Origin of the sequence: Sphingomonas bisphenolicum (assembly GCF_024349785.1) — a bacterium.
Classification (GTDB): Bacteria; Pseudomonadota; Alphaproteobacteria; order Sphingomonadales; family Sphingomonadaceae; genus Sphingobium; species Sphingobium bisphenolicum.
The window spans coordinates 3,545,475-3,556,197 of record NZ_AP018817.1 but is presented as its reverse complement, the minus strand read 5'-3'; the positions used below and the strand labels follow the sequence as shown (position 1 = coordinate 3,556,197).

Sequence of the window (10,723 nt, the reverse complement as noted above, 5' to 3'; positions counted from 1 at the left end):
ATGCCAGACCTCTGGACCTCCACCGAAATCGCTGAGGCCACAGGCGGCGCCGCGTCGGCGCCGTTCGCCGTTTCGGGCGTCGCCTTCGACAGTCGCGAAGTCGGGCAGGGCGACCTGTTCGTCGCGATGAAGGGCGAGACGACCGACGGCCACAGGTTCATCGACAAGGCGTTCGGGCAGGGTGCGGCAGGCGCGATCGTCAGCGAGCCGGTGGCGCACCCCCATATCCTGGTGCCCGACAGCGCCGCCGCGCTCGAAGCGCTGGGAAAAGCGTCGCGCAAGCGTATGGGCGGCAAGGTAATCGGCGTGACCGGATCGGTCGGCAAGACCGGCACCAAGGAAGCGTTGTTCCAGGCGCTCGATCGCGCCGCGCCGGGGCAGGTGCATCGCTCGGTCAAAAGCTACAATAATCATGTCGGCGTACCGCTCAGCCTCGCCCGGATGCCGCGCGGGTCGGCCCATGGCGTGTTCGAAATGGGCATGAACCATGCCGGCGAACTGTCCGCCCTGACGCGGCAGGTCCGCCCCCATGTCGCCATCGTCACCGCGATCGCGCCGGCCCATATCGAATTTTTCGGCACGGAGGCGAAGATCGCCGAGGCCAAGGCGGAGATTTTCGAGGGGCTGCAACCCGGCGGCACCGCGATCATCCCCTATGACAGCCCGCATGTCGCGCTGCTCTACAACAAGGCGGAACGCCACGCGGCGCGCATCCTGACCTTCGGCACCAGCCCGCAGGCCGACGTCTGCGCGCGCGAAGCCGTGCCGGCGCCGGGCGGCGGTACGCTGGTCACCGCAACCCTGCCCGACGCGGAGCTGTGCTTCACTGTCGCCGCGCCGGGCGACCATTGGGTGTCGAACGCGCTGGCGGTGCTGGCGGCGGTCGATGCGGTGGGCGGCGATCTGGCCGCAGCGGGCCTGGCGCTCGCCGAAATGCCGGGCCTGCCGGGCCGGGGCGAGCGGCGCATCCTGCCGGTCGCGGGCGGCGAAGCGCTGCTGATCGACGAAAGCTACAACGCCAATCCGCTGTCCATGACCGCGACGCTCACGCAACTGGGCCGCGAAAAGGCCGACCGGCGTATCGCCATATTGGGCGGCATGCGCGAGCTGGGCGACCGCAGCGTGGAACTCCATGCCGGCCTTGCCGAACCGCTCGGTACGGGCCGGGTCGATTATGCGATATTGGTCGGCGCGGAAATGGCGCCGCTGGCCGATCTGCTCGACGGCATCATTCCCTATGCGCATGTCGCCGATACGGCGGCGGCCATTCCCCTCATCCAAAGCGAAATACGCGCGGGCGACGCGATACTGGTCAAAGGCTCGAACGGCGTGGGCTTGTCCCGCCTGGTCGCCGCCATGGCCGACAGCGCCCGTGACGGAGATAGGAACTAATGCTCTACTGGCTGGCCGAAACGCTCGATTTCGCGGGGGTGTTCAACCTCATCCGCTACCTGTCCTTCCGTGCGGGCGCGGCGATCTTCACCGCGTTGCTGATCGGCCTGGTCATCGGCCCCAAATTCATCGGCTGGCTGCGCGTCCGCCAGGGCAAGGGGCAGCCGATCCGCGACGACGGCCCCCAGACCCACCTCGCCAAGCGCGGCACGCCCACCATGGGCGGCCTGATGATCCTGACCTCGATGGTCATTTCGGTGCTGCTGTGGATGGACCTGTCCTCCACCTATGTCTGGGCCTGCCTGTTCGTGACCCTGGGCTTCGGCGCGATCGGCTTCCTCGACGATTATGACAAGGTGACCAAGGCCAGCCACAAGGGACTGTCGGGCAAGATGCGCCTGCTGTTCGAATTCCTCATCGCGGGCTTTGCCGCCTGGATGATCGTCAACCAGCATGGCAATACCGCGCTCTACGTGCCCTTCTACAATGGCCCGGCGATCGAGCTGGGGCCATTTTACTTCTGCTTCGCCGCCTTCGTCATCGTCGCCTTCGGCAATGCGGTGAACCTGACCGATGGCCTCGACGGCCTCGCCACCATGCCGGTCATCATCGCCAGCCTTGCCTTCATGCTGATCGTCTATCTGGTCGGTCGGGCCGACTTCGCCGCCTATCTGGGCATCCCGCACGTGCCGGGCGCGGGGAACCTGACCATATTGTGTGGGGCGATCATCGGGTCGGGCCTCGCCTTCCTCTGGTTCAACGCGCCGCCCGCCGCGGTGTTCATGGGCGACACGGGGTCGCTGGCGCTGGGCGGAACGATCGGGGTGATCGCGGTCACCGCCCATCATGAGATCGTGCTGGGCATTATCGGCGGCCTCTTCGTCGTGGAGGCGCTGTCGGTCATCATCCAGGTCTTCTTCTACAAGCGCACCGGCAAGCGCGTGTTCAAGATGGCGCCGATCCACCATCATTTCGAGCAACTGGGCTGGGCCGAGCCGACCGTGGTGATCCGTTTCTGGATCATCGCCTTCGTGCTGGCGCTCGCCGGTCTCGCCACCCTGAAGCTGAGGTGAAGGGATGATCGTTTCGGAGGCATTTGCGGGCAAGCGTTACGCCGTGCTGGGTCTGGCGCGGTCGGGCCTGGCGACGGTCGAGACGCTGGTCGCCAGCGGCGCGCGTGTCGTGGCATGGGACAGTCGGGAGGAAGCGCGCGCTCTGGTCGAGGGCAAGGCGGAACTGGGCGACCCGATGGAGATCGACCTCAGCGGCTTTGACGGCATCGTCGTGTCGCCGGGCGTGCCATTGAACCGCCACCCGATCGCGATGCGCGCGAAGATCGCTGGCGTCCCGATCATCGGCGATATCGAACTGTTCGCGCTCGCCCGTCCGACGTTGCCGCCGCACAAGGTCGTCGGCATCACCGGCACCAACGGCAAGTCGACCACCACGGCGCTGATCCACCACATCATCGAGCAGGCGGGTTTCCCCACGGTGATGGGCGGCAATATCGGCCTGCCGATCCTGAGCCAGCCGCCGTTGGAACCCAATTTGCATGGCGTGGGCGTCTATGTGCTGGAACTGTCCAGCTACCAGATCGACCTGACCCGCAGCCTGGACTGCGACGTCGCGGTATTGCTCAACATCACGCCCGACCATCTTGATCGGTACGATGGGTTCGAAGGCTATGTCGCGTCCAAGGCACGGCTGTTTGCGATGCAGTCGACCGAGCATGTCGCGGTTATAGCTGTTGAAGATTCCGCGAGCCGAATTATTGCTTCAGACACGGCAGCGCCTCTGAAGGCTGTCCATTCTCGCGACATCGATCCCGTCGCCCAATTGACCTGGCCCGCCCTGCAAGGCCCGCACAACGCCCAGAACGCGGCGGTGGCCATCGCCGTCGCAACGGCCCTGGATATCGACCCCGATACCATCGACAACGCCCTCGCCAGCTACGCCTCGCTCCCGCACCGGATGCAGGCGGTCGGCACGCATAACGGCGTCCTCTACGTCAACGACAGCAAGGCGACCAACGCCGCCTCCACCGCGCCCGCGCTCGCCGCCTGGCCGGCAAAGGACGGCAAGCCCCGTATCCACTGGATCCTGGGCGGCGTCGCCAAATCCGACAATCTGGACGAATGCGTCCCCCATTTCGGCAATGTCGCCCACGCCTATACCATCGGTGAAGCGGGGCATATGTTCGCCGATCTGCTGCGGCCGCATATGGCGGTGGACGACAGTGAAATGCTAAGCGCCGCCGTCCGCCGCGCCGCGCGCATCGCGCAGCCGGGGGATGTGGTGCTATTGTCGCCCGCCTGCGCCAGTTTCGACCAGTTTCGCGATTTCGAAGCGCGCGGCGATGCCTTCGCTGCCGCCGTCGCGGCGTTGGGATCGACGGGCGATTAAGCCAGCATAGCCGGGGGGCGAGACGATGGGCAGGGAAGGGACGACACGGATGTTCAAGGCTGGCGAACTGGTGAAGGGGTTCCGCACCCGCACCGTGCCGCGCGAACGGACGGCGCTTGCCATCTGGTTCTGGGAGATCGACCGCGTCCTGCTGTCGCTGATCGTCACCTTGATGGCGATCGGGCTGGTCGCGGTCGCGGCCGCGTCCCCCGTCGCGGCGATCGACCGGTCGACGGCGTCGGTGGCGGTCAATCCGCTCATCTATTTCTACCGTCAATTGATGTGGGTCTTCATCGGCCTGCCGATCATGCTGGTCATCTCGATGCTCCCCCGGCCGCAGGCGCGGCGGCTGGCGATATTCGGCTGCGCCTTCTTCTTCGTCATGCTGCTGTGCGTGCCGATATTGGGATCGACGGTGAACGGCGCGAAGCGCTGGATCGACCTGCCCGGCTTCCGCTTCCAGCCGTCCGAGTTCCTCAAGCCCGTCTTCGTCGTGGCGCTGGCCTGGCTGCTGTCGCTGCGGACCAAGGATATGAGCCTGCCGGTCGTGCCCTTGAGCTTCTGCGTCACTGGCCTCATCGCCATAATCCTGATGCGCCAGCCCGACTTTGGCCAGACCGTCATCTTCGCCGCCTGCCTTGGCGTGTTGCTGCTGCTGTCGGGCGTGTCGATGCGCTTCATCGGCGCGATGGGCGGGGTGGCGCTGGTCGGGTTGATCGCAGTCTATATGTTCTATGAAAATGGCCGCCAGCGCGTGAACGACTTTCTGGGCATCGGCGTCCAGCTCGACGCCGGCCCGGACCAGACCGATCTTGCCTTCCGCACCATTTCCCATGGCGGCTTCACCGGTGTCGGGCCGGGTGGGGGCCAGAACAAGTTCCGCCTGCCCGAAGCGCATACCGATTACATCTTCTCGGTCATCGGCGAAGAGTTCGGCCTGCTCGCCTGCATCGCCATCGCCTGCGTCTATCTCGCCATCGTAGTGCGCGTGCTGTTGCGCCTGCTGGACGAGGAAGATGTGTTCACCATCCTCGCCGCTGCGGGTCTCACCACCCAGTTCGGGTTGCAGGCGATCATCAATATGGGCGTCAATGCGCAGATATTTCCGTCAAAGGGTATGACGCTGCCCTTTATCAGCTATGGCGGCTCCTCTATGCTGGCGCTCTGCATCGGGGTCGGCCTGCTGCTCGCCTTTACCCGGCGCAATCCCTTCATGGGCCGGCATACCGTCGTCAAATGGAGTGGTCGATGAGCATTTCCCGTCACTTCGTCCTCGCCGCCGGCGGGACGGGGGGCCATATGATTCCAGCGCACGCCGTCGCCGAAGAGCTGATGGCGCGGGGCCATCATGTCGCGCTCGTCACCGATGAGCGCGGCGCGAAAATCCCCGGCATTTTCGATCACGCGCCAGACAATCGGGCGCAGGTCCATGTCATGCCCGCGGGACGCATGACCAAGAATCCGTCGAGCTGGCCGGGCGCCCTGAAGGCGATCCTGGCAGGCCGCGCCATGGCCCGCCGTTTGAACGAAACCTTCCGCCCCACCGCCGTCGTCGGCTTTGGCGGCTATCCCGCCATGCCCGCGCTGCTGGGCGCATTGGCGGACGGCATTCCGACCGCCATCCATGAGCAGAATGCGGTTCTGGGCCGGGTCAACCGCCTGCTGGCCGGCCGCGTCGACGCCATCGCGACCGCCTATCCGAATGTCGAACGGCTCAAGGACGGCTATGCGGGCAAGGTCCATCTGATCGGCAATCCGGTGCGCGAAGAAGTGAAACAGTTGCGCGAAGAGGATTTCCCCGCGCTGACCGACGAAAGCGTGTTCCGCGTGCTGGTGATCGGCGGCAGCCAGGGCGCGACGATCCTGTCCAGCGTCGTGCCAGAAGGTCTGTCGATGCTGCCGGTCGCGCTGCGCCGCCGGTTGCAGGTGACGCAGCAATGCCGCGCCGAGGATATCGATCGCGTGCGCAAGACCTATGCGGAGATGGAAATTCCCGCCGACCTCGCCACCTATTTCAACGACGTGCCCGAAAAGCTGGGCTGGTCGCATCTGGTGATCGCGCGCGCGGGTGCCTCGACGCTGGCCGAACTCACCTGCGCCGGGCGTCCCGCGATCCTGATCCCGCTGCCCAGCGCGATGGACGATCACCAGACCGCCAATGCCAGGGAAATGACCGAGGCGGGCGGCGCGCGCACGATACCGCAGGCCCGCTTCACCGCGGTCGAACTGGCCAAGCAGATGCAGAAAATGGCGCTGGAACCCGGCGCGCTGCTGAACGCGGCGAAGCGCGCGCGCGGCTGCGGCCGCCCCCATGCGGCGCGCGACATGGCCGACCTGCTCGAAAGCATCGGCACTGCGCCGATCTTGAACGATCCGGTGCGGGTCGGGCCGACGCCCACCACGCTCAATTTGCAGGGTGTCCCGGCGTGACCGGCCTTTTCCTTCGTCATCCCAGCTTCCGCCGGGATAACCGTATAGTTTCGGAGTTTATCGCATGAAGGGTGTCGGCACGGACATCGGCACGATCCATTTCATCGGCATTGGCGGCATCGGCATGTCCGGCATCGCCGAAGTGATGCATAATCTGGGTTATGACGTTCAGGGGTCGGACGTGGCCGAAGGCTATGTGGTCGAGGGGCTGCGGGCCAAGGGCATCCGCGTGATGATCGGTCATAAGGCGGAAAATCTGGGCGACGCCGCTGTGGTCGTCACCTCCACCGCGATCAAGCGCGGCAATCCGGAGGTCGAGCTGGCGCTGGAAAATCGCGTCCCCGTCATCCGCCGCGCCGAAATGCTGGCCGAACTGATGCGCCTCAAATCCACCGTCGCGGTGGCGGGCACCCATGGCAAGACCACGACGACGTCGATGGTGGCGGCGCTGCTGGACGCGGGCGGCGTCGATCCCACCGTCATCAACGGCGGCATCATCAACAGCTATGGCTCCAACGCGCGCCTCGGCAACAGCGACTGGATGGTGGTCGAGGCCGACGAAAGCGACGGCAGCTTCCTGCGCCTGGACGGCACGATCGCGGTCGTCACCAATATCGATCCCGAACATCTCGACCATTATGGCAGCTTCGACCGGGTGAAGGACGCCTTTGTCGAGTTCGTCGGCAACGTCCCCTTCTACGGCGCGGCCCTGCTGTGCCTGGATCATCCCGAAGTGCAGGCGATCCTGCCGCGCGTGCAGGACCGGCGGATCGTGACCTATGGTTTTTCCGCGCAGGCCGACATTCGCGGCGACAATGTCGTCAGCTTCCCCGGCGGCAACCGCTTCGACATCCAGGTGCGCGAGCGCGACGGATCGACGCGGAAGATCGAGGGTATCGAAATGCCGATGCCCGGCCGCCATAATGTGCTGAACGCCATGGCGGCGATCGGCGTCGCGCTGCACATGGGCATCGACGACGCGACGATCCAGACCGGCTTCGCCAAGTTCGGCGGGGTCAAGCGTCGCTTCACCAATGTCGGGCAGATCGCCATCGCAGGCGGCACCGCCACCGTGATCGACGATTATGGCCACCACCCGGTCGAGATCAAGGCGGTCCTCGCCGCCGCGCGAGAAGGCGCGAAAGGCCGCGTCATCGCCGTGGTGCAGCCGCACCGCTTCACCCGCCTGCGCGACCTGATGGACGAGTTCCAGCAGGCCTTCAACGATGCCGACATCGTCTATGCCGCCCCGGTCTATACGGCGGGCGAGCAGCCGATAGAGGGCGTGGACAGCGCCGCTTTGGTCGCCGGCCTCAAGCGCCGCGGCCATCGCCATGCCTCCACCGTCACCGATGCCGCCGACCTCGCGTCGCTGGTCGCCGCCGATATCCAGCCGGACGACATGGTCATCTGCCTGGGCGCGGGGGACATCACCAAATGGGCGGCGGGGCTGTCGGCGGCCGTGTCCGCCAAGGTCAAGGAAGCGGTCTGATGTTCGAGCTGTTCGCTGTCGGCCTGGAAATGCAGAAGCGCATGATCGACGCCCAGATGCAGGGCGTGGAAGTTGCGCGCGACATGGTGGAGGCGGCCCAGCGTCAGGTCGAAACCGGCATGGCCGCGACCCAGGCGAATGAAGCAGGCCTCAACGCCATGAAAAACTGGATGAACCTGTGGGGCATGCGCGGTTGAGCGCGACGATCGCCCTTCCGCCGGTGCGCGGCACGTTGAAGGCCGACGCCCCGCTGGCCCCGCTCGTCTGGTTCAAGGCGGGCGGCGCAGCGCAATGGCTGTTCGAACCGAAGGATGCGGACGATCTGTCCGATTTCCTCGCCATGCTGGACCCGGAAGTGCCGGTGATGGCGCTGGGCCTCGGCTCCAACCTCATCGTCCGCGACGGCGGCGTGCCGGGCGTGGTCGTACGTCTGGGCAAGCCCTTCGCCAAGGTCGTGGTGCTGGATGAAACCACGCTGACCTGCGGCGGCGGCGCGTCAGGCATCCTCGTCTCCTCGACCGCGCGCGACGCGGGCATAGCGGGCCTGGAGTTTCTGCGTTCCATCCCCGGCACGGTCGGCGGATTCGTGCGCATGAACGGCGGCGCCTATGGCCGCGAGACGCGCGACATATTGCTGTCCTGCGAGGTCGTGCTGCGGTCGGGCGAACAGGTGACGCTCCTGAACCGTGACCTTGCCTATACCTACCGCCATTCCAACCTGACCGATGGCGCGATCGTGGTGTCGGCGACCTTCCGCGGCGAACCGGGCGAGCCGGCCGCGATCCAGGCGGAAATGGACCGCATCGCCGCCGCGCGCGAGGAAAGCCAGCCGCTGCGCAGCAAGACGGGCGGATCGACCTTCAAGAACCCCGACGGGCACAAGGCCTGGCAGTTGGTGGACGAAGCGGGCTGTCGCGGCCTTCAGATGGGCGGCGCGCAGGTGAGCGAGAAGCACACCAATTTCCTGCTCAACAGCGGCGACGCCAGCAGCGCCGATATCGAAGCGCTGGGCGAAGAAGTCCGCCGCCGGGTCAAAGACAAAAGTGGAATAGAATTGGAATGGGAAATTCAGCGCGTCGGGATCGTGAAGTGACCCGTGGCCCCTGGCATGTCGCCGTCCTCATGGGCGGCTGGTCGGCGGAACGCCCCGTCTCTTTGTCCTCCGGCGAAGGTGTGGCCAAGGCGCTGGAATCGCGCGGCCATACCGTCACCCGCATCGACATGGACCGCAACGTCGCCGCCCGCCTGGCGGAGGCCAGGGCGGACGTGATCTTCAACGCGCTGCACGGCGTTCCGGGCGAAGACGGCACGGTGCAGGGCATGATGGACCTGATGGGCCTCACCTACACCCATAGCGGCCTTGCCACCTCGGTGATCGCGATCGACAAGCAATTGACCAAGCAGGCGCTCGTGCCCCACGGCATCCCCATGCCCGGCGGCCAGATCGTGGAAAGCGAAAGCCTCTTCACCGCCGATCCGCTGCCGCGCCCCTATGTGCTCAAACCCGTCAACGAGGGCAGCTCGGTCGGCGTCGCCATCGTCACGGCCGAGGGCAATTATGGTAACCCCATCGCCCGCGGCAGCGTCGGTCCATGGCAGGATTTTCCCGAACTGCTTGCCGAACCCTATATTCGCGGCCGCGAACTCACCACGGCGGTTCTGGGCGATGAGGCACTGCTCGTCACCGAATTGCGTCCCAAGAGCGGATTCTACGATTTCGACGCCAAATATACCGACGGCATGACCGAACATGTCTGCCCCGCCGACCTGCCGCCGGAGATTACCGAGGCCTGCAAGGCGATCGCGCTGCGCGCCCACCAGTTGCTGGGCTGCAAGGGCGCATCGCGCGCCGATTTCCGCTGGGACGACACGCAGGGGATCGAAGGGCTTTTCCTGCTGGAGGTCAATACCCAGCCGGGCATGACCCCGCTCAGCCTCGTCCCCGAACAGGCGGCAAAGCTGGGCATTGACTATGCCACGCTGGTGGAGACTATTGTCGAGGAGGCGCTGAACCGCGCCCAAGGGCCAGACAAGGCAGGAAATGGTGATGGCTGAGGCACGGATCAGGCGCGGCGGCACCGCGCGGCTGAGCAGCGCGAAGGGCAGGGTGAACGCCGGCAAGTCCGGGGGCGGTCGCGGCCGCGCCCTGAAGCGCCAGAGCAGCCTCGACCGGCTGGTCGAGATGCTGCCGGTCAGCGAAGCCACGCTGCAACGCATGGCGAGCTGGGCCATCGTCGGCATCTTCGGCGCCATCGTCATCGCCATCGCCATCTTCATGGGCCTGCCCGGCATGGCCCGGCAGCAGGCGGCAGACATCGCGGCGCGCGCCGGCTTCGAGGTCGACAAGGTCGAAGTGCGCGGCGTCGAACGGATGGATGAACTGCCGGTCTATAATATCGCCCTGGGGCAGGTGGATCGCTCCATGCTCTCGCTCGACCTGCCCAGGGTGCGCAGCGAGATGCTCAAGCTCGGCTGGGTCAAGGATGCGCGCATTTCCCGCCGCCTGCCCGATACGCTGGTGGTCGACATCGTCGAGCGTGATCCTGTCGCGGTGTGGCAGCATAATGGCCAGTTGCACCTGATCGACGTGTCGGGCGTGGTGTTGCAGTCGGTGTCCGCCAGCGCGATGCCCGACCTGCCGCTGGTCGTCGGCCCCAACGCCAATCGCCAGACGGCGGGCCTTAACCGGCTGATGGAAAACGCCCCGGCGCTCAAGCCGATGCTGGCCGGCGCGACCTGGGTCGGGAACCGCCGCTGGGATCTGCGCTTTCAGTCGGGTGAGACGCTCTCCCTGCCGGAGGGCGACAAGGATTCAGCGGGCGCCTTGGTGAATTTCGCAAGGATGGACGGCGTCAATCGCCTGCTGGGTCGCGGCATCGTCAAGTTCGACATGCGTGATCCCGACCGTTTCGTCCTGCGCCTGCCGCAGGGCAAGGTGGAGGAAAAGCCGGTGGACGACGGGACGAAGGACGTCGCCGCCGCGACGCCGGGCGAGGAAGGCTAAGG

Annotated in this window: 10 protein-coding genes; all 10 read left to right on the top strand. The window is 66.0% G+C overall.

The genetic code is table 11. The features are described from left to right. On the top strand, window positions 1–1,392 hold the full coding sequence (locus tag SBA_RS17675) for a UDP-N-acetylmuramoyl-tripeptide--D-alanyl-D-alanine ligase (protein WP_261935357.1): 1,392 nt from the start codon (window positions 1–3) through the stop codon (window positions 1,390–1,392). Continuing rightward, window positions 1,392–2,465, top strand: a complete 1,074-nt coding sequence (mraY, locus tag SBA_RS17670) for a phospho-N-acetylmuramoyl-pentapeptide-transferase (protein WP_224548392.1) — start codon at window positions 1,392–1,394, stop codon at window positions 2,463–2,465. Before SBA_RS17675 ends, mraY begins: the two co-directional genes overlap by 1 nt. A gap of 4 nt (window positions 2,466–2,469) precedes the next feature. Continuing rightward, window positions 2,470–3,795: a UDP-N-acetylmuramoyl-L-alanine--D-glutamate ligase gene (murD, locus tag SBA_RS17665; protein ID WP_261935356.1), complete on the top strand. Its 1,326-nt coding sequence runs from the start codon at window positions 2,470–2,472 to the stop codon at window positions 3,793–3,795. A 49-nt stretch (window positions 3,796–3,844) separates the two neighbouring features. Further along, window positions 3,845–5,047 carry an FtsW/RodA/SpoVE family cell cycle protein gene (locus SBA_RS17660; RefSeq protein WP_224548396.1) on the top strand — a complete coding sequence of 401 codons (1,203 nt, stop codon included), beginning with the start codon at window positions 3,845–3,847 and terminating at the stop codon, window positions 5,045–5,047. Continuing rightward, a complete protein-coding gene (gene murG / locus SBA_RS17655; protein WP_261935355.1) occupies window positions 5,044–6,225 on the top strand; it encodes an undecaprenyldiphospho-muramoylpentapeptide beta-N-acetylglucosaminyltransferase in 1,182 nt (393 codons plus the stop codon). Before SBA_RS17660 ends, murG begins: the two co-directional genes overlap by 4 nt. Before the next feature lie 64 nt (window positions 6,226–6,289). Further along, window positions 6,290–7,717, top strand: a complete 1,428-nt coding sequence (murC, locus tag SBA_RS17650; RefSeq protein WP_261935354.1) for a UDP-N-acetylmuramate--L-alanine ligase — start codon at window positions 6,290–6,292, stop codon at window positions 7,715–7,717. Next, a complete protein-coding gene (locus tag SBA_RS17645) occupies window positions 7,717–7,914 on the top strand; it encodes a hypothetical protein (RefSeq protein WP_261935353.1) in 198 nt (65 codons plus the stop codon). The genes murC and SBA_RS17645 overlap by 1 nt, the downstream gene beginning before the upstream one ends. After that, entirely contained in the window at window positions 7,896–8,810 is a 915-nt protein-coding gene (gene murB / locus SBA_RS17640) for a UDP-N-acetylmuramate dehydrogenase (protein WP_390902353.1), read from the top strand. Before SBA_RS17645 ends, murB begins: the two co-directional genes overlap by 19 nt. After that, window positions 8,807–9,772, top strand: coding sequence for a D-alanine--D-alanine ligase (locus SBA_RS17635; protein ID WP_261935351.1), 966 nt, complete (start codon window positions 8,807–8,809; stop codon window positions 9,770–9,772). The genes murB and SBA_RS17635 overlap by 4 nt, the downstream gene beginning before the upstream one ends. Further along, entirely contained in the window at window positions 9,765–10,721 is a 957-nt protein-coding gene (locus SBA_RS17630) for a cell division protein FtsQ/DivIB (protein WP_224548408.1), read from the top strand. Before SBA_RS17635 ends, SBA_RS17630 begins: the two co-directional genes overlap by 8 nt. Window positions 10,722–10,723 lie beyond the last annotated feature (2 nt).

What these genes read in the sequence shown, in the direction of transcription:
- SBA_RS17675 (WP_261935357.1), top strand. Translation starts at nt 1, where the DNA reads ATGCCAGACCTCTGGACCTCCACCGAAATCGCTGAGGCCACAGGCGGC.
- mraY (WP_224548392.1), top strand. Translation starts at nt 1,392, where the DNA reads ATGCTCTACTGGCTGGCCGAAACGCTCGATTTCGCGGGGGTGTTCAAC.
- murD (WP_261935356.1), top strand. Translation starts at nt 2,470, where the DNA reads ATGATCGTTTCGGAGGCATTTGCGGGCAAGCGTTACGCCGTGCTGGGT.
- SBA_RS17660 (WP_224548396.1), top strand. Translation starts at nt 3,845, where the DNA reads ATGTTCAAGGCTGGCGAACTGGTGAAGGGGTTCCGCACCCGCACCGTG.
- murG (WP_261935355.1), top strand. Translation starts at nt 5,044, where the DNA reads ATGAGCATTTCCCGTCACTTCGTCCTCGCCGCCGGCGGGACGGGGGGC.
- murC (WP_261935354.1), top strand. Translation starts at nt 6,290, where the DNA reads ATGAAGGGTGTCGGCACGGACATCGGCACGATCCATTTCATCGGCATT.
- SBA_RS17645 (WP_261935353.1), top strand. Translation starts at nt 7,717, where the DNA reads ATGTTCGAGCTGTTCGCTGTCGGCCTGGAAATGCAGAAGCGCATGATC.
- SBA_RS17630 (WP_224548408.1), top strand. Translation starts at nt 9,765, where the DNA reads ATGGCTGAGGCACGGATCAGGCGCGGCGGCACCGCGCGGCTGAGCAGC.